This is a genomic window from Pseudonocardia sp. DSM 110487, assembly GCF_019468565.1.
Classification (GTDB): Bacteria; Actinomycetota; Actinomycetes; order Mycobacteriales; family Pseudonocardiaceae; genus Pseudonocardia.
Window position 1 is genome coordinate 3,523,126 of the sequence record NZ_CP080521.1, and the last position, 18,186, is coordinate 3,541,311.

Here is an 18,186-nt window from a genome sequence, read left to right on the forward strand (position 1 = left end):
GATTCCATGCTCGTGCTGCCCCTTCGAGGGTGGTGTGGGTGTGGCTGGGTGGAACATAGAGTCTGATTCATGGTTCTCCGGATTTCGGTTCGGGGGTTCGACACGCTGTTGGGTCCTGAGGGGACACCCTGCATTGGGGTGTGTCTTCTGGCCCCTGGCCTTGGTCGCCTAACGCATCCCGGTTGTGGGTGTGGTGGTGGCCGCTTCGGGTTGGGGTGTGGTTGTGCGTTGAGTGTTGCATAGTGGATGCGAGCATCTTGTTGTGAATAAGTGTTTAAGGGCACATGGTGGATGTCTAGGCATCAGGAGCCGATGAAGGACGTGGGAGGCCGCGATAGGCCTCGGGGAGCTGTCAACCGAGCTGTGATCCGAGGATGTCCGAATGGGGAAACCCGGCACCCGTCATGGGGTGTCACTCATGCCTGAATACATAGGGTATGAGAGGGAACGTGGGGAAGTGAAACATCTCAGTACCCACAGGAAGAGAAAACAACCGTGATTCCGTGAGTAGTGGCGAGCGAAAGCGGATGAGGCTAAACCTCGGTCGTGTCAAGCCGGCAGGCGTTGCGGCTGGGGTGTTGTGGGATTTCGCCGTTGGGGTTCTGCCGAGCTCCAGATGGTGTTGTGTGGTGTTAGTGGAAGGCCTCTGGAAAGGGTCGCCGTAGTGGGTGAGAGCCCCGTACACGAAAACTCCGCACGCGCTGTGGGCGTTGCTCCCGAGTAGCAGCGAGCTCGTGGAATTTGCTGTGAATCTGCCGGGACCACCCGGTAAGCCTAAATACTCCCTGATGACCGATAGCGGACTAGTACCGTGAGGGAAAGATGAAAAGTACCCCGGGAGGGGAGTGAAATAGTACCTGAAACCGTGTGCCTACAAGCCGTCAGAGCTTTTCGAAGTGATGGCGTGCCTTTTGAAGAATGAGCCTGCGAGTTATGCTTCGTGGCGAGGTTAACCCGTGTGGGGTAGCCGTAGCGAAAGCGAGTCTGAATAGGGCGTGTAGTCGCGGGGTGTAGACCCGAAGCGGAGTGATCTACCCATGGCCAGGGTGAAGCGACGGTAAGACGTCGTGGAGGCCCGAACCCACCAGGGTTGAAAACCTGGGGGATGAGCTGTGGGTAGGGGTGAAAGGCCAATCAAACTCCGTGATAGCTGGTTCTCCCCGAAATGCATTTAGGTGCAGCGTCGCGTGGTGGATGCCGGAGGTAGAGCACTGGATGGGCTAGGGGGCCGACAAGCTTACTGAACTCAGCCAAACTCCGAATGCCGGTATTTCTAGCGCGGCAGTGAGACTGCGGGGGATAAGCTTCGTAGTCGAGAGGGAAACAGCCCAGATCACCGGCTAAGGCCCCTAAGCGTGTGCTAAGTGGGAAAGGATGTGGGATCGCCCAGACAACCAGGAGGTTGGCTTAGAAGCAGCCACCCTTTAAAGAGTGCGTAATAGCTCACTGGTCAAGTGGTCCTGCGCCGACAATGTAGCGGGGCTCAAGCACACCGCCGAAGCCGTGGCAATGCCACATTAGATCCGCTTCCCCTTTCGGGGGGTTGTGTAGTCGTGGTGTTGGGTAGGGGAGCGTCCTGCATCCAGTGAAGCCTCGGGGTGACCTAGGGGTGGAGGGTGTGGGAGTGAGAATGCAGGCATGAGTAGCGAATGCAGAGTGAGAACCTCTGCCGCCGAATGACCAAGGGTTCCTGGGCCAGGTTAATCCGCCCAGGGTGAGCCGGGACCTAAGGCGAGGCCGACAGGCGTAGTCGATGGATAACGGGTTGATATTCCCGTGCCCGTGGCAGTGCGCCCGTGCCGAGGCCGGTGATGCTAACCATCCGAACCCGCTTGCTGGCCTTCGGGCTGGCTTGTTGGGGGAGCGTGGGACCCGATCCGGTAGTAGGCAAGCGATGGGGTGACGCAGGAGGGTAGTCCCGCCAGGCGGTGGTAGTCCTGGTGTAAGCCTGTAGCCCGACATGTAGGTAAATCCGCATGTCATTGAGGGTGAGAGGTGATGCGTAGCCGATTGAGGCGAAGTAGGATGATCCCATGCTGCCGAGAAAAGCCTCTAGCGAGTGCTGTTGCGGCCCGTACCCTAAACCGACACAGGTGGTCAGGTAGAGAATACCAAGGCGATCGAGTGAACTGTGGTTAAGGAACTCGGCAAAATACCTCCGTAACTTCGGGAGAAGGAGGGCCGGAGGCTCTGAAGCCCTTTGCGGGCTAGGGGCAGCCGGCCGCAGAGACCAGGCCCAAGCGACTGTTTACTAAAAACACAGGTCCGTGCGAAGTCGCAAGACGATGTATACGGACTGACGCCTGCCCGGTGCTGGAACGTTAAGAGGACCTGTTAGCTCCTTCGGGGGCGAAGCGGAGAATTTAAGCGCCAGTAAACGGCGGTGGTAACTATAACCATCCTAAGGTAGCGAAATTCCTTGTCGGGTAAGTTCCGACCTGCACGAATGGCGTAACGACTTGGGCGCTGTCTCGACCACAGACTCGGCGAAATTGCACTACGAGTAAAGATGCTCGTTACGCGCGGCAGGACGGAAAGACCCCGGGACCTTTACTACAGCTTGGTATTGGTGCTCGGTTCGGCTTGTGTAGGATAGGTGGGAGACTGTGAAGTGGCCACGCCAGTGGTTGCGGAGTCATTGTTGAAATACCACTCTGGTCGAATTGGGTGTCTCAACCTCGGGCCATGATCTGGTCCAGGGACAGTGCCTGGTGGGTAGTTTAACTGGGGCGGTTGCCTCCCAAAATGTAACGGAGGCGCCCAAAGGTTCCCTCAGCCTGGTTGGCAATCAGGTGTTGAGTGTAAGTGCACAAGGGAGCTTGACTGTGAGACTGACAGGTCGAGCAGGGACGAAAGTCGGGACTAGTGATCCGGCACCACCTGGTGGAAGGGGTGTCGCTCAACGGATAAAAGGTACCCCGGGGATAACAGGCTGATCTTGCCCAAGAGTCCATATCGACGGCATGGTTTGGCACCTCGATGTCGGCTCGTCGCATCCTGGGGCTGGAGTAGGTCCCAAGGGTTGGGCTGTTCGCCCATTAAAGCGGTACGCGAGCTGGGTTTAGAACGTCGTGAGACAGTTCGGTCCCTATCCGCCGCGCGCGCAGGAGACTTGAGGAAGGCTGTCCCTAGTACGAGAGGACCGGGACGGACGAACCTCTGGTGTGCCAGTTGTTCCGCCAGGAGCACGGCTGGTTGGCTATGTTCGGAAGGGATAACCGCTGAAGGCATCTAAGCGGGAAGCTCGTTCCAAGATGAGGTCTCCCACCACCTTTGCGTGGTTAAGGCCCCCAGCAGACCACTGGGTTGATAGGCCAGAGATGGAAGCCCAGCAATGGGTGGAGTTGACTGGTACTAATAGGCCGAGGGCTTATTCACAGCGAGTTGTTTGCATCCACTGTGCGACCCTGAGCGCATAATCGCATCCACTATAGGTTTATAATTTGATAGTGTTGTCGGTGGTTTTGGCGGAGGGGGAACGCCCGGTCCCATCCCGAACCCGGAAGCTAAGCCCTCCAGCGCCGATGGTACTGCACTCGCCAGGGTGTGGGAGAGTAGGTCGCCGCCGACATTCAACGTGTAGTGGGCCCCCGCCAGCAGGCGGGGGCCCACTTTTTTGTATCCTCTTGAGGTGAGTATCGCGGATGGTTCCGGCGATGACCGCCCGCGAGAAGATCGCGATAGCGGCGGCCGCGGAAACAGTGATCGAAAAGGCCGGCCCAGCGTAGGCCGGCAGGGCGACGAGCGTGGCAGGGGAACGGGCGCGCGGCGGCTGGGATCCGGCTGGAACGCCGGTCGCGGAGTAGATCGCGACGCCGGCCGCGACCGTGGCGGTTCCGGGCGGCAGGGCGACAGCCGCGGCGAGCGCAGTCATGGCGACCGGCAGCCGTACGAGCAGCGCGACCGGCGCGATGGCGGCCAGGAGCGGCGCAGCGGGTTCGGCCGGGAACAGGCCGAGCGCCGGCCGCGGCCCGACCGGGACGACCGGGGGCCGAGCCGGGAGAGCGGCGACCGCCGTGGCTGGCAGGGCAAGGCTCGGTCCGAGCCGCGCTCGAACGAAGGCGCCCGCGGCCCGCGCCGTGGTGATGGTCCCCGTGGGGACGACCGCGGTGGCCGCGACGACCGGCCCGAGCGTGGAGGTCGGCGCGACGACAGGGCCGGCGACCGTGGCAGCCGTCCTCGGGGCGACGGCCCCGGCGGTCGCGCCGATCGACCCGGCCGCGAGCGGCGCCCGTACGGCGGAGACGCTCGTGAGGACCGTGCCGAGCGGCGGCCGTGGACCGAGCGCGGGGACGCGCGGGGCGGTCGGGACAACCGCCCTGAGCGCCGGCCGTGGGTGGACCGAGGCGAGGGCCAGCGTGGCCGCGACGACCGCTCCGGTGGCGAGCGGCGCCCGTGGGTCGACCGTGGAGACGCGCGCGGCAGGCGTGACGACCGCTCCGCCGGTGAACGACGCCCCTCGGCGGACCGCGGCGCGGGCCGGGGTGGCCGGGACGAGCGCTCCGGTGGCGAGCGGCGCCCGTGGAACGACCGCGGGGATGCACGTGGCACGCGAGACGATCGCTCCGCTGGTGATCGACGGTCGTCGACCGAGCGCGGAGACACGCGCGGTCGGCGCGACGACCGTTCTGGCGGCGAGCGGCGCTCCTGGACGGATCGTGAGGACACCCGCGGCGAACGCTCCGCTGGTGGCGGGCGGCAGGGTGACCGCGGGGAGTCGCGGGCGCGGCCGGAGGAGCGGTTCCGGAGCGATCGCCGCGAGCGGGACGGTGGTGCCGAGCGGGGTCACCGGTCCGCGGGACGTCCGGAGGGCGGTGCCCGCCGGCGCGACGAGCCGGCCGTGCGGGGCGACCGGCGCCCCGAGCGTCGGCCGGATTCCCGAGCAGGTGGCGGGCGCAGGTTCGGGGAGCCCGACCGGCCACCGGCCCGCCAGCAGCGGCCCGACCGCGCCGGACCGGCGGGCCCCAGGGTGCCCGAGCCGGCCCTGACCGACGACATCACCGCCGCCGGGCTCGACGCGGAGGTGCGGCGCGACCTGCGTGGCTTGCAACGCGACACGGCCGACACGGTGGCTCGGCACCTGGTGGCCGCCGGTCGCCTGGTGGACGAGGACCCGGAGCTCGCGCTCGAGCACGCCCGGTTCGCGCGGGCGAGGGCGTCGCGGATCGCTGTCGTCCGCGAGGCGGCGGGCATTGCCGCCTACCACGCAGGGGAATGGGCCGAGGCGCTCGGCGAGCTGCGCGCCGCGCGGCGCATGGGTGGCGGCCAGGGGCACCTGGCGGTCATGGCCGACATCGAGCGTGCTCTCGGCCGTCCCGAGCGTGCGCTGGAGCTCAGCCGCGGACCCGAGGTGCGCGAGCTGCCCCGGGCGGAGAGCATCGAGCTCGCCATCGTCGCCGCGGGCGCCCGCAGGGACCTCGGCGAGCTCGACGCCGCCGTCGTCAGCCTGCAGATCCCCGAGCTCGATCCCGCGCGCCGGGACCCGTGGAGCGCACGCCTCTTCTTCGCCTACGCCGACAACCTGTTCGCCGCCGGGCGCGAGGCGGATGCGCTGCAGTGGTTCGTGCACGCCGCTGACGTCGACGATGACGGGGAGACCGACGCCGCCCTGCGGATCGCCGAGCTCACGGGCGAGCCGCTGCCGGAGGATGACTTCGCCTTCGGTGTGGAGGAGGAGTCTCGTCCCGACTCCGACGGCTCGGATGTGGCCCCCGAGCCCGACGACGAGGCCGCGGATCGCGACGTCCTCGCCGCCGACGGCCCGGGAGCCGGTGAGCAGCCCACCCCCGACATCGCTGACGCGGCGGACTCCGAGTCCGCGGTCGAGCCTTCAGCGGTCGATACCGGCACCGATTCCGGCCCATCGGACGATTCGGGAACCGATGCCGTGACTGCCGACAGCGCGGAGGCCGACAGCGCGGAGGCCGACAGCGCCGGGCCGGACGGTGCCGGCGTCGCGAGCGCCGATGCGGACGCGGACCCAGCCGGCGTCGATCCCGCGACCACCGAGGCCGCCGGCACCGGAGGCACGGGCGTCGACACGCAGGGCGCGGACACACCGAGCGCTGCGCGAGCCGATGCGGGGAAGCGGGATGCCGAGGACGCGAGTCCATCGGGGTCCGCCACGACCGATCCCGCACCGGGAGAGGACAGCGCAAGCGAGGAGTCCGGTCCGGGAGCGTCCGGGTGACCGACGACCTGCTCAGCCGCCACGACGTCCTGCTCGCCGATCTGGACGGCACGCTCTACAGCGGGCCGTCGGCCGTACCCGGCGCGGTGGAGGCGGTGCGCGGCGCCGCGGAGCGGGGCGTACGCACCGTGTACGTCACCAACAACGCGTCGCGCCGTCCGTCGGCGGTGGCCGAGCACCTCGCCGAACTGGGGTTCGCGGCGAGCACCGAGGACGTCGTCGCGAGCTCGCAGGCCGCGGCGGCCATGCTCGCCGACCAGCTGCCGCCCGGAGCCCGGGTGCTCGTCGTGGGGGCCGAGGCCCTTGCCGAGGAGGTCACCGGGCGCGGGCTGCGGGTCGTCGCGACGGCGGGCGAGGCCGACGCCGTGGTGCAGGGGCACAGCCCGGACACGGGGTGGCCGCAGCTCGCCGAGGCCACGGTCGCGGTGCGTGCCGGTGCCCTGTGGGTCGCGTGCAACCTCGACCCGACCCTGCCCACCGAGCGCGGGCCGCTGCCCGGCAACGGAGCCATGGTCGGCGTCGTGCGGGTCGCCACGGGCCGGGAGCCGCAGGTCGCCGGCAAGCCCGGCCCCGCGTTGCTGCAGGAGGCGGCTCGGCGTAGCGGGGCACAGCGACCGCTCATGATCGGCGATCGGCTCGACACCGACATCGAGGGCGGGCGCGCCGCCGGGATGGCGACGCTGCTCGTGCTCACCGGCATCTCCGACGCCGCCGAGCTGCTCGCGGCGCCGCCCGAGCTGCGGCCGGACTACGTGGCCGCCGACCTGGACGGCCTCACCGCCCGCCCGGAGGACCTCGCGTTCGGGCCGCGCTCTGGCTGGGACGCCCGCGTCCCCGAGCCGGGCATGCTCGTCCTTGCAGGCAACGGTGACCCGGTCGACGCGTTGCGGGCACTGTGCGCCGCCCACTGGGCGACTGGAGGTGGCTCGGTCCACGTCACCGCGGAGGGGACGGCCGCGGCCGCGGGCCTGGACAGTCTCGGCCTCGATGCGCGCGGCTCGGCTACGGTGGCGAGCGTCGGGAAGCACGACCAGACGGCTGGAGCCGATCGATGACTGTCCCCATGCCAGGGCCGCCACCACGCCCTGCCGACCCCCTCGACACCCTCGGCGTCGTCGAGCGGGCCGTGGCCGCCCTCGACGGGCTGGCCGACCGGCCGCTCGGCGAGCACGTCGAGGCGTACGAGCGGGTGCACGCCGCGCTGTCCGACGCGCTCGCCGCCGGGTCCTCGGGCGGCGCGTGACCGCGGTGGTCACCCGAGCGCGTCTCGACGCCGAGCTCGTCCGGCGCGGGCTCGCCCGCTCCCGGCAGCAGGCGGCCGAGCTGATCGAGCAGGGCCGCGTCGTCGTGCGCGGCGTCCCGGCGGGAAAGCCCGCCACCGTGGTCGACCGCGACACCCCCGTCACCGTGCAGCGCGCGGACGAGCGCGAGTGGGCGTCGCGGGGAGCGCACAAGCTCATCGGTGCGCTCGACGCCTTCGGCGTGGACGTCACCGGCCTGCGCTGCTTGGACGCGGGCGCGTCCACCGGCGGGTTCACCGACGTGCTGCTCGACCGCGGGGCGGCAGAGGTGGTGGCCGTCGACGTCGGGTACGGGCAGCTCGTGTGGCGGTTGCGCAGCGACGAGCGAGTGCGGGTGTTCGATCGCACCAACGTCCGCGCGCTCGAGCCGGCGGCGATCGGGGGCCAGGCGGCCCTCACGGTCGCCGACCTGTCGTTCATCTCGCTGCGCACCGTGCTGCCGGCCCTCGTCGCGTGCACCGCGGACGACGGGGAGCTGCTGCCGATGGTGAAGCCGCAGTTCGAGGTGGGCAAGGCGCGCCTGGGCGCTGGAGGCGTGGTGCGCACCCCGGAGCTGCGCCTGGCGGCGCTCACCGAGGTGGCGGCCGCGGCGCGGAAGCTGGGCCTCGTGGTGCGCGGCGCCGTCGCGAGCCCGCTGCCCGGGCCGTCCGGAAATCTGGAGTACTTCCTGCGGCTCGCTCGCTCCGGCGCCGACGAAGGCGACGGTGTGCTGGTCACAGCGGTCGAGGCCGGTGGAACGGAAGCCGGCGGATCCGGCGGGGTGGATAAGGGGAGTCCGTGACTCGGGAGATCCTGGTCGTCCTTCACACCGGGCGCGCCACCAACCTGCGCACCGCCGCGGCCGTCGCACAGCGCCTGGCCGCGTCCGGCGTCAGGCTGCGGGTTCTGGGCGAGGAGTGGGCGGAGGTGCGGTGCGACGGCCTGCCGGCTGGGCTGGTTCCACGCTTCGTCGAAGGCAAGCCGGGATGCGCGGAGGGCGCGGAGGTGGTGCTGGTCCTCGGCGGCGACGGCACATTGCTGCGCGCCGCGGAGATGGCCCGGCCGGTCGGGGTGCCGCTGCTCGGGGTGAACCTCGGGCGGGTCGGGTTCCTGGCCGAGGCCGAGCAGGAGTCCCTCGACGCCGCACTGGACGCCGTTGTCGAGGGCGGCTACTCGGTCGAGGAGCGGATGACGATCGACGCCGTCGCCCGCACCAACGGGGACGTCATCGCGCGCACCTGGGCGCTCAACGAGGCCACCGTCGAGAAGAGCAGCCGGGCGCGGATCCTCGAGGTGGTGCTCGAGGTCGACGGGCGGCCGGTGTCGGTGTTCGGCTGCGACGGCGTGCTCTGCGCGACGCCGACCGGGTCCACCGCCTACGCGTTCTCCGCGGGGGGACCGCTGGTGTGGCCGCAGGTCGAAGCGTTGCTGCTGGTGCCGAGCAACGCGCACGCGCTGTTCGCTCGGCCCATGGTGATCGCACCGGACAGCGACGTGGCGATCGAGGTCGACCCGGACGGACCGCCCGCCGTGCTGGAGTGCGACGGGCGCCGCACGTTCGAGCTGCCGCCGGGGGCTCGGGTCGAGCTGGCCCGCGGGGCCACGTCGGTGCGGATGGTGCGCCTGGACGGCCAGCCGTTCGCCGACCGCCTCGTCCGGAAGTTCGACCTCCCCGTGCGGGGCTGGCGCGGCGCGCCCGGAACGCGACACTAAGCCTGGCTGTCCGGGCGGCGCCGTACGCTCACGGCCATGCTGGCCGAGATGCGGATCCAGGGCCTCGGCGTGATCGACGACGCGACGCTCGAGCTGGACCCGGGGCTCACGGTGCTCACCGGCGAGACCGGTGCGGGTAAGACCATGGTCGTCACCGGCCTCTCGCTGCTCGGCGGCGGGAGGGCCGAGGCGTCCCGGGTGGCAGGCGGCGCGCGCCGTGCGGTCGTCGAGGGCAGGTTCACCGCCGACACCGCGGCGCTCGCCGTCGCCGACGAGGTGGGCGCCGACGCCGACGAGGACGGCACCCTCATCGCCGTCCGCACGGTGTCGGCCGACGGGCGGTCGCGGGCGCACCTGGGAGGGCGCTCGGTACCGGTCGGGGTGCTGTCGCGCCTCGCGGAGGCCACCCTCGCCGTGCACGGGCAGAACGACCAGCTGCGCCTGCTGCGCCCGGCCGAGCAGCGGGCACTGCTGGACCGTTTCGCGGGCGACGCCGTCGCCACACCGCTGGGGCGCTACCGCGCCGTCCGGGCGGAGTGGCAGCGGGTGGCCGCGGAGCTGGTGGAGCGCCGCGACGGTGCCCGCAGGCTCGCGCAGGAGGCCGACATGCTCCGCCACGGTCTCACGGAGATCGAGGCGGTCGATCCGCGGCCGGCGGAGGACGTCGAGCTGGTCGACCTCGCTCGGCGGCTGGCCGCGGCCGACGACCTGCGCGAGGCCGCGACGGCCGTGCAGGCCGCCCTCGTCGGGGCCGACGAGGGCAACCCGGACGCTCCGGCCGCGCTCGCGCTGATCGGCGACGCGCGGCACCGGCTCGCCGGCTCGGGCGATCCCGAGCTCGCCGGCATGGACGCGCGGCTCGGCGAGGCGCTCGCGCTGCTCGGGGACGTCGGCACGGAGCTCACCGCGTACCTCGACCGGCTCGACGCCGACCCAGAACGGCTCGCGCAGGTGCTCGCCCGGCAGGCCGAGCTGAAGGCGCTCACGCGCAAGTACGCCGCCGATATCGACGGCGTGCTCGCCTGGGCCGACACCGCGCGTGGGCGCCTGGCCGGCATCGACACCTCCGACGATGCCCTCACCGCACTGGCCGTCCGCCGCGACGAGCTCGCCGCCGAGCTGGCCGGCCACGCACAGGCGGTCACGGCCGCGCGCACCGAGGCCGCCGCCCGCCTCGCCGAGGGCGCGACCGCCGAGCTGGCCGGGCTCGCAATGCGCGACGCGCGGCTGCAGGTATCGGTCGCGCCGCGGGAGGCGGGCCGCGACGCCCCCGATGCGCTGCAGGTCGGCGGCGCCATGCTGGCGGCCGGCACCGACGGTGTCGACGAGGTCGAGCTGCGCCTGGTCGCGCACGCCGGTGCCACGCCGCAGCCGCTGCACAAGGGCGCGTCCGGTGGTGAGCTCTCGCGCGTGATGCTCGCCCTCGAGGTGGCACTCGCGGGCGCCGACCCGGTGCCCACGATGGTGTTCGACGAGGTCGACGCAGGGGTGGGCGGCCGAGCCGCCGTCGAGATCGGCCGTCGGCTCGCCCGGCTCGCGGCCCGCCACCAAGTGATCGTCGTGACCCACCTGCCGCAGGTGGCCGCCTACGCCGACCGGCACCTCGTGGTGGACAAGTCGTCGGCGGGACAGAACGGCGCCACGCGCAGCAGCGTGCGCACGCTGCCCGAGTCGGACCGCATCGTCGAGCTCGCCCGGATGCTCGCAGGCCTCGACCACACCGACACCGGCCGCGCCCACGCCGAGGAACTCCTGGCCGCCGCCCGCGCCCACCGGGAGGCCGACCGGGCCGCCGACCGCGCCGCACCCGTGCGCGGCCGTAGGAAGAAGCAGGCTGTTGCGCAGGGCAGCTGAGCCCTGCCCCACCAAGATCGACCCACCGGCGCATTCCCGGCCGAATATGGCCGCCCGTGCACCGAGCTGATGATCATGTTCCCCTGGTGTGGCCGGCCGGACCATGATCGCTGGCTGGGTGCGCAGGCGGCCGCATGTGGCCGTCCGTGCACCGGCCTGGTGATCATGAGCGACGCCCAGCGCGGCTGGGCGGTGATCATCTGTTGGGTGCGCTGCCGGCCGGATGTGGCCGCGCCTGCGCCATCGCGGTGATCATGGCCCGGCCGCCTGGCTCGGCAGGTCATGATCGTCAGCTCGGTGCGCTCCTGGCCGGATGTGGCCGCGCACGCGCCGATCTGGTGATCATGACTGAGGGCTGGAGCGGTGGGCTCGAGATCACTGGCTGGGTGCATCCCCGGCCGAATGCGGCCGCCCATGCCCCGGCGCGGTGATCATGGCCGCGGGGTGGGGTCAGGCCGTGAGGAGGTCGGTCACCGCGGCGGCGACCTCCTCCGGGCAGTCCTCGGGCAGGAAGTGGCCGCCGGGCAGCACCCGGGTGCGCAGGTCGGGTGCCCAGCTCGACCAGACCTCCTCGGGGTCGAACGGCAGGACCAGGTCGCCAGGGTCCTGCCACATCGCGAGCACGGGCGCGCCGATCCGGCGGCCCGCCTGCCGGTCGGCCGTCTCGTGCTCGACGTCGACGGTGGCGCTCGCGCGGTAGTCCTCGCAGATCGCGTGGATCGCCTCGGGGGTGCGGCAGGCGCCGAGGTAGGCGGCGCGCACGTCCGCGGGGATCGCGCCGGCGTGGCGCGTCCAGGTGTCGAGGAAGTGGCCGAAGAACGTGTCTGGGTCGGCTGCGATCATGCGTTCCGGCAGGTCGGTGGGGTGGGCGAGCAGGTAGAGGTGGAACGCGAACACGCCGCCGGGGCCCTGCAGCGCGGCCCACATGTCGATCGTGGGGATCACGTCGAGCACGGCCACCCGGTCGACGGCCTGGGGATGATCGAGCGCGGCCCGGAACGCGACCAGCGCGCCGCGGTCGTGGCCTGCCACGGCGAACCGCTCGTGGCCGAGCCGGCGCATGAGCGCCACCATCGTGGCCGCGGTGGTGCGCTTGGCGTAGCTCGCGGCGGGCGTGCTGGCGCCGTAGCCCGGCAGGTCGGGGCAGACGACCCGGAACCGCTCGGCGAGCAGCGGCGCGACGGCCCGCCATGCGACGTGGGTCTGCGGGAAGCCGTGGAGCAGGAGCACCGGCGGCCCATCGCCGCCGGAGGCCACCCGCAGCCTGCCCGCGGCCACGGGCACGTCGTGGAGCTCGAAGCCAGGGATCCGCGGTGTCATGGGTCCAGGCTCCCGGAGGACCCCGACATTTCGGGAGGTGAACCGACGGTGACCGTCCGGCGTGCCTTCCCGGGATCTTGGGCATCGGGTGTCACAGTGCGTGCATGAAGCTGTCCGGCCTGTTGCACCGCTCGCGTACGGCGCTGCCCGGGCTGTTCGGCGTCGCCCGGGTCGACCGGCGCACCGACGGCCTGCTCCGCCGCATCAAGGCGGGTGAGATCGCTGTCATCGATCACGTCGACCTGGACCGTGCCACCGCGGAGGCGCTCGTCTCGGCGCAGGTGGCGGCCGTCGTCAACGCGGCGCCGTCGGTCTCCGGCCGCTACCCGAACCTGGGGCCGGAGGTGCTCGTCGCCGCCGGCATCCTGCTGGTGGACGGGGTCGGCGACGAGGCTCTCCGGATGATCAAGGATGGGAGCCGGATCCGGATCCACGAGGGTGTCGTCTACGCCGGTGAGCTGGAGCTCGCCAAGGGCGTCGAGCAGAACGCCGACTCGGTGGCCGACGCGATGGTGGAGGCGAAGTCCGGCCTCACCCACCAGCTCGAGGCGTTCGCCGCCAACACCATCGAGTTCATGCGCCGTGAACGCGCGATGCTGCTCGACGGGGCCGGCGTGCCCGACGTCGAGGTCCGGCTGGCCGAGCGCCACGTGCTCGTGGTCGCGACCGGCTACGACCACGACGCCGAGCTCAAGCGGCTCGCGCACTACATCCGTGAGTACCGGCCGGTGCTGGTCGGCGTGGGGGCGGGCGCCGACGCGCTGATCAAGGCAGGGCACCGGCCGCAGCTCATCGTCGGCGACCCGAGCGAGGTCTCCAGCGAGGCCCTCACATGCGGCGCCGACGTCGTGGTCCCCGCCTTCGCCGACGGGCACGCGCCCGGCCTGCACCGGGTGCAGGACCTCGGCGTGGGCGCCGTGACGTTCCCGAGCTCGGCCAACCCGGAGGACCTCGCCCTGCTCATCGCCGCGCACGGCGGCGCGTCGCTCGTGGTGACGGTGGGGCTCTCGGCGAGCATGGCGGAGTTCCTCGACCGAGGACGCTCCGGCAGCATCGCCTCGACGTTCCTCACGCGGCTGCAGCTGGGCGGGCTGCTCGTGGACGGGCGGGTGATCGCGTCGCTCTACCGCAGCCGGATCTCCCTCGGCGCGATCCTGCTGATGGCGGCGTCCGCGCTGGTGGCGGTGCTCGCCGCGCTACTCGTGTCGGACGCGGGCGAGGCCGTGCTGGCGTGGATCTCCCAGGTGTTCGTGGGCCTCGTGCAGCAGATCAGGGATGTGACCGGAACGCTTTTCGGGGGATTCTTCGCGTGATCTCGTTTCGCTACCACCTGGTGTCGATCGCCGCGGTGTTCCTCGCGCTCGCCGTCGGCGTCGTGCTGGGATCGGCCGGGGTGTCGGACCGGCTGCTGGCGGCCGTCTCCAACGAGGCCGACGAGCTCGCGGGCCAGGTGCAGACGCTGCGCGCGGAGCGGGACGGCCTCGCGGCGGGCCAGCGTGCCTCCGACGAGTTCGCGCGGCGCGTCGGCCCCGCCGCGGTGCGAGGGCTGCTCCAGGGGAGCGGCGTCACGCTGGTGACCTCGGGTGCCGACCCCGCCGACCGGGAGGCCGTGCTGGCGCTCCTGCAGCAGGCAGGAGCCACCGTGGGTGGCGAGGTGGCGCTCACCCCCGCCGTCGGCGACCCGGCACGCGGCGACCAGCTGCGCGCGCTGACCGCCGAGCTCCTGCCCACCGGCGCCCAGCTGCCTGCGGCCACCGACACCGGCAGCCTCGTCGGGGGCCTGCTCGGCGGCATCGTGCTCGCCCCGACCGGACAGCAGGGCGGCCAGCCGATCGCGGCCCAGCAGGCCGACGCGGTGCTGGCGGGGCTCGCGGCCGCAGGGTTCGTCGCGCCCGGCCAGCGTCCGCAGCCCGGGAACGCCGTGCTCGTGCTCACCGGCGGCGCGCTGGAGGGCGTCGACGCGGGCGACGCCGCGGCCGTCATCGCCCGGCTGGCCGCCCAGCTGGACCGGGTGGGCGGCGGTGCCGTGCTGGCCGGTCGCGCCGGCTCCGCGGACGCCACCGGCGCCGTGGGCGTCGCGCGCGCCGATCCCGGCATCGTCCAGGGCATCTCCACCGTCGACGACCTGCAGACCGGGGCCGGGCAGGTCTCGGCGGTGCTGGCGCTGCGCGAGCAGCTCGACGGGCGCGCGGGCAGCTACGGCACCGCGGCGACGGCCACCGGGGGAGCGGCGCCCGCCGCCTGATCGGGTGCCGAGGCGTACGACACGCGGGGGAGTTGGCCGACCGGGTCGGTTCGTATGTACCCTGAAGACCCGTGCAGCCTCGCGCGACGCGTCATCTGTTCGTCACCGGCGGGGTAGCGTCCTCGCTGGGCAAGGGCCTGACGGCTTCCAGCCTCGGCCAGCTCCTCACCTCCCGCGGTCTGCGGGTCATCATGCAGAAGCTGGATCCGTATCTGAACGTGGATCCGGGCACGATGAACCCGTTCCAGCACGGTGAGGTGTTCGTCACCGAGGACGGGGCGGAGACCGACCTCGACATCGGACACTACGAGCGGTTCCTCGACCGGAACCTCCACGGCCGCGCCAACGTCACCACCGGCCAGGTGTACTCGTCGGTGATCGCGAAGGAGCGGCGCGGCGAGTACCTCGGCGACACCGTCCAGGTCATCCCGCACATCACCAACGAGATCAAGGACCGGATCCGCGCGATGGCGGAGCCGGACGAGGACGGCAACGTCCCCGACGTCGTGATCACCGAGGTCGGCGGAACGGTCGGCGACATCGAGTCGCTGCCGTTCCTGGAAGCCGTGCGCCAGGTCCGTCACGACGTCGGCCGCGACAACTGCTTCTTCCTGCACGTCTCGCTGGTGCCCTACCTCGCGCCGTCGGGCGAGCTGAAGACGAAACCCACCCAGCACTCCGTGGCCGCGCTGCGCAACATCGGTATCCAGCCCGACGCGCTCGTGCTGCGCGCCGACCGGGAGATCCCGGACGGCATGAAGCGCAAGATCAGCCTCATGTGCGACGTCGACACCGACGGCGTCGTCGCCGCACCCGATGCCCCCTCGATCTACGACATCCCCCGCGTGCTGCACCGCGAGGGGCTCGACGCGTACGTCGTGCGGCGGCTGGGCCTGCCCTTCCGCGACGTCGACTGGACGGTGTGGGGCGACCTCCTCGACCGCGTGCACCACCCGGACGAGACGGCGCGCATCGCGCTCGTCGGCAAGTACGTCGACCTGCCGGACGCCTACCTGTCGGTCACCGAGGCGCTGCGGGCCGGCGGGTTCGCCCACCGGGCGCGCGTGGAGATCGTGTGGGTGCAGTCCGACGAGTGCCGCACGCCCGCGGGCGCCGCCGCCCACCTGGAGGGGATGGACGGCGTGCTGATCCCCGGCGGCTTCGGCGTGCGCGGGATCGAGGGCAAGCTCGGCGCGATCCGCCACGCCCGCACCCGCGGTATCCCCACGCTGGGGCTGTGCCTCGGCCTGCAGTGCATGGTGATCGAGGCGGCACGGTCGCTCGGCGGTCTCACCGACGCCAACTCCTCGGAGTTCGACGAGCGCACCCCACACCCGGTGATCTCCACGATGGCCGACCAGCGCGACGTGGTGGCCGGCGAGCGCGACATGGGCGGCACCATGCGGCTGGGGGCCTACCCCGCGGTGCTGAAGAAGGGCTCCGTGGTGGCGGCCGCCTACGGCGCGCGCGAGGTGTCCGAGCGGCATCGCCACCGCTACGAGGTCAACAACACCTACCGGGAGCGCCTCGAAGAGGTCGGGATGGTCTTCGGCGGCACGTCGCCGGACGGCAAGCTCGTCGAGTTCATCGAGCTGCCGGCCGACACGCACCCGTTCTTCGTCGGCACCCAGGCCCACCCCGAGCTCAAGAGCCGCCCGACCCGCCCGCACCCGCTCTTCAGCGCGTTCGTCAAGGCCGCGCTGGCCTACCGGGCCGCCGACCGGCTGCCGGTGGAGCTGCCCGCCCGCGAGCCCGCCACCGCAGGCGCGAAGGCGGCCGCCGCGGTGAACGGGGCGGCCTCATGACCGGGCCTCGTCACGAGTTCACGGTGCAGGCCAGCAAGGAGATCTACGCGGGGCGCGTCATGGCGCTGCGTGCCGACGAGGTGCAGATGCCGTCCGGCCGGGTGGCCGTGCGGGAGATCGTGGAGCACCCCGGCGCCGTCGCGATCGCCGCGCTGGACGCCGACGACCGGCTGATGATGATCCACCAGTACCGGCACGCCGTCGGGCGCAGGCTCTGGGAGCTCCCCGCCGGCCTGCTCGACGTGAAGGGCGAGGACCCACTGGCCACCGCCCAGCGCGAGCTGGCGGAGGAGACCGGGCTCGCGGCGTCGGAGTGGTCGGTGCTGGTGGACGTCACGCCGTCGCCCGGCTTCACCGACGAGGCGGTGCGGGTCTACCTGGCCCGTGGCCTCACCGAGGTGGGCCGCCCCGAGCACGTGGACGACGAGGAGGCCGACCTCGCCACCCGTTGGGTCTCGCTGCCCGTGGCCGTGCGCATGGCGCTCGCGGGCACGATCGTGAACGCCACGACGGTGGCGGGCGTGCTGGCGACGCACGCGCTGGCGGTCGCGCCGACCGCGGCCCGCCCCGCGGACGCGCCGTGGCCGGACCGGCCCACGCGATTCGCGGACCGGGTGGCCGATCAGGCGCGCTGACCTCGCAGCCAGGTGAGCACCTGCCGGGCGTGCTCGCCCGGCGGGAAAACCGGGTAGAAGACGTGCTCCACGACGCCGTCGCGGATGATCAAGGTCAGTCGCTTGTAGAGCGTGCGCCCGTCTGCTTCGAACGTCGGCAGAGCGAGGGCATCGGCGAGGCCGAGGGCGGGGTCGGAGAGCATCTGGAACGGCAGGTGGAGGCGCTCGACGGCCTCGCGCTGGTAGTCGGTGTCCTGGCTCGACAGGCCGAACACGCCGGCCGCCCCCGCGGCGAGCAGGTCCTGGTGGTGGTCGCGGAAGCCGCAGGCCTCGGGGGTGCAGCCGCGGGCACCGGGGATCGCGTCCCAGCCGTCCGGCGGCTCGGTGCCGGGTCGCGCGGTGAGCGGATAGATGTAGATGATCGTCCGGCCCGCGCCGAGCGCGTCGAGGCGCACCATCGCACCACCGGTGGCCTGCAGCTCGAGGGACGGCACCGTCGTGCCGGGCAGGTGGGCGGCCGCGCCGTCGTCCTCCGGGACGGGCAGGTGTTGTCCGGTCACGGGCGCAGGGGACGCCCGTCGGGGTCGGTCGGGTCGCCCGCGAGCAGCACGATCCCGTCGATGAACGACCAGACCACCCCGATCCCGACGAACACCAGCAGCAGCTGGGCGATCGCGATGCCCGTGTGCCCGGTGTAGAAGCGCCCGGTGCCGAACGGCAGGAACAGCTGCAGCAATGCAGCGATCACCTTGATGCGGTCCGAGTACGGGCGTCCGGTGTCGGGGTCGCGGCCGTACGGCGCCTCCGGGTCGTATCCGCCGTGCGGGGGCATGGCCACCGTCGCCTGCGGCGGGATCGCGACCGTGGGCTGCTCGTGCGGGAGGTCGGCGAAGAGCGGCGTCAGGTCGTCGGCGGTGCGGGCGGCGTAGGCCGCGGTGGTGCGCTCCTCGTACTCGGCGGCGTCGAGCCGGCCGGCGGCGTAGTGCTCCCCGAGCTCCCGCACGGCCGCCTCGCGCTCGACGTTGCCGATCCGGAGCGTGGGCTGCTGGCTCACGTTTTCGACGGTACCGCTCCCGAACCGCGGCCGTCGGCGCTTCCGCCATCCGGCCGGGCGAGTTTTCCACGATCCAGGTGTCGAATCGGGTGCCGCCCGTTCGTAGTGGGG

At 71.6% G+C, this 18,186-nt stretch carries 14 protein-coding genes and 2 rRNA genes; 13 read left to right on the top strand and 3 right to left on the bottom strand.

Features of this window, described 5'->3' with window-relative positions; translation table 11 throughout:
* Positions 1 to 264: 264 nt before the first annotated feature.
* The 9 genes from K1T35_RS16435 to recN all read left to right on the top strand — a co-directional run bounded on the left by K1T35_RS16435 (position 265) and on the right by recN (position 11,037).
* Positions 265 to 3,378: ribosomal RNA gene (locus K1T35_RS16435) — 23S ribosomal RNA — on the top strand.
* Positions 3,379 to 3,454: 76 nt separating this feature from the next.
* A 5S ribosomal RNA gene (rrf, locus tag K1T35_RS16440) occupies positions 3,455 to 3,571 on the top strand.
* A gap of 523 nt (positions 3,572 to 4,094) precedes the next feature.
* Positions 4,095 to 4,988 (top strand): hypothetical protein, encoded by an 894-nt coding sequence (locus K1T35_RS16445; protein WP_220261015.1) that lies wholly within the window; start codon positions 4,095 to 4,097, stop codon positions 4,986 to 4,988.
* The gene (locus K1T35_RS16450) at positions 4,970 to 6,190 is read left to right on the top strand and encodes a hypothetical protein (RefSeq protein ID WP_220261016.1); all 1,221 of its coding nucleotides are present in this window, start codon (positions 4,970 to 4,972) and stop codon (positions 6,188 to 6,190) included. The genes K1T35_RS16445 and K1T35_RS16450 overlap by 19 nt, the downstream gene beginning before the upstream one ends.
* Positions 6,187 to 7,245, top strand: a complete 1,059-nt coding sequence (locus tag K1T35_RS16455; RefSeq protein WP_220261017.1) for an HAD-IIA family hydrolase — start codon at positions 6,187 to 6,189, stop codon at positions 7,243 to 7,245. Before K1T35_RS16450 ends, K1T35_RS16455 begins: the two co-directional genes overlap by 4 nt.
* The gene (locus K1T35_RS16460; RefSeq protein WP_255621977.1) at positions 7,242 to 7,433 is read left to right on the top strand and encodes a hypothetical protein; all 192 of its coding nucleotides are present in this window, start codon (positions 7,242 to 7,244) and stop codon (positions 7,431 to 7,433) included. The genes K1T35_RS16455 and K1T35_RS16460 overlap by 4 nt, the downstream gene beginning before the upstream one ends.
* 5 nt (positions 7,434 to 7,438) lie before the next feature.
* A complete protein-coding gene (locus tag K1T35_RS16465; RefSeq protein WP_220261018.1) occupies positions 7,439 to 8,272 on the top strand; it encodes a TlyA family RNA methyltransferase in 834 nt (277 codons plus the stop codon).
* The gene (locus tag K1T35_RS16470; RefSeq protein WP_255621979.1) at positions 8,269 to 9,183 is read left to right on the top strand and encodes an NAD kinase; all 915 of its coding nucleotides are present in this window, start codon (positions 8,269 to 8,271) and stop codon (positions 9,181 to 9,183) included. Before K1T35_RS16465 ends, K1T35_RS16470 begins: the two co-directional genes overlap by 4 nt.
* A 36-nt stretch (positions 9,184 to 9,219) precedes the next feature.
* On the top strand, positions 9,220 to 11,037 hold the full coding sequence (gene recN, locus K1T35_RS16475; protein ID WP_220261019.1) for a DNA repair protein RecN: 1,818 nt from the start codon (positions 9,220 to 9,222) through the stop codon (positions 11,035 to 11,037).
* Positions 11,038 to 11,487: 450 nt separating this feature from the next.
* On the opposite strand, the gene K1T35_RS16480 is transcribed toward recN, so the two are convergent.
* Positions 11,488 to 12,357, bottom strand: coding sequence for an alpha/beta fold hydrolase (locus tag K1T35_RS16480; RefSeq protein ID WP_220261020.1), 870 nt, complete (start codon positions 12,355 to 12,357; stop codon positions 11,488 to 11,490).
* Between the two features lie 104 nt (positions 12,358 to 12,461).
* On the opposite strand from K1T35_RS16480, the gene steA reads away from it, so the two are divergent.
* The 4 genes from steA to K1T35_RS16500 all read left to right on the top strand — a co-directional run bounded on the left by steA (position 12,462) and on the right by K1T35_RS16500 (position 17,042).
* On the top strand, positions 12,462 to 13,670 hold the full coding sequence (gene steA / locus K1T35_RS16485) for a putative cytokinetic ring protein SteA (RefSeq protein ID WP_220261021.1): 1,209 nt from the start codon (positions 12,462 to 12,464) through the stop codon (positions 13,668 to 13,670).
* Positions 13,667 to 14,602, top strand: coding sequence for a copper transporter (locus K1T35_RS16490; protein WP_220261022.1), 936 nt, complete (start codon positions 13,667 to 13,669; stop codon positions 14,600 to 14,602). The genes steA and K1T35_RS16490 overlap by 4 nt, the downstream gene beginning before the upstream one ends.
* A 71-nt stretch (positions 14,603 to 14,673) precedes the next feature.
* Positions 14,674 to 16,407 carry a CTP synthase gene (locus tag K1T35_RS16495; protein ID WP_220261023.1) on the top strand — a complete coding sequence of 578 codons (1,734 nt, stop codon included), beginning with the start codon at positions 14,674 to 14,676 and terminating at the stop codon, positions 16,405 to 16,407.
* Positions 16,404 to 17,042 (top strand): NUDIX hydrolase, encoded by a 639-nt coding sequence (locus K1T35_RS16500; RefSeq protein WP_220261024.1) that lies wholly within the window; start codon positions 16,404 to 16,406, stop codon positions 17,040 to 17,042. Before K1T35_RS16495 ends, K1T35_RS16500 begins: the two co-directional genes overlap by 4 nt.
* Here the strand turns inward: K1T35_RS16500 and K1T35_RS16505 are convergent.
* Both K1T35_RS16505 and K1T35_RS16510 read right to left on the bottom strand, forming a co-directional pair.
* The gene (locus K1T35_RS16505; RefSeq protein WP_220261025.1) at positions 17,030 to 17,581 is read right to left on the bottom strand and encodes a peroxiredoxin; all 552 of its coding nucleotides are present in this window, start codon (positions 17,579 to 17,581) and stop codon (positions 17,030 to 17,032) included. The two genes, K1T35_RS16500 and K1T35_RS16505, sit on opposite strands and share 13 nt — an antisense overlap.
* The gene (locus tag K1T35_RS16510; protein WP_255621986.1) at positions 17,578 to 18,075 is read right to left on the bottom strand and encodes a DUF1707 domain-containing protein; all 498 of its coding nucleotides are present in this window, start codon (positions 18,073 to 18,075) and stop codon (positions 17,578 to 17,580) included. Before K1T35_RS16510 ends, K1T35_RS16505 begins: the two co-directional genes overlap by 4 nt.
* Positions 18,076 to 18,186 lie beyond the last annotated feature (111 nt).

Coding starts and splice junctions, on each gene's coding strand:
- K1T35_RS16500 (WP_220261024.1), top strand. CDS start 16,404: ATGACCGGGCCTCGTCACGAGTTCACGGTGCAGGCCAGCAAGGAGATC.
- steA (WP_220261021.1), top strand. CDS start 12,462: ATGAAGCTGTCCGGCCTGTTGCACCGCTCGCGTACGGCGCTGCCCGGG.
- K1T35_RS16460 (WP_255621977.1), top strand. CDS start 7,242: ATGACTGTCCCCATGCCAGGGCCGCCACCACGCCCTGCCGACCCCCTC.
- K1T35_RS16480 (WP_220261020.1), bottom strand. CDS start 12,357: ATGACACCGCGGATCCCTGGCTTCGAGCTCCACGACGTGCCCGTGGCC.
- recN (WP_220261019.1), top strand. CDS start 9,220: ATGCTGGCCGAGATGCGGATCCAGGGCCTCGGCGTGATCGACGACGCG.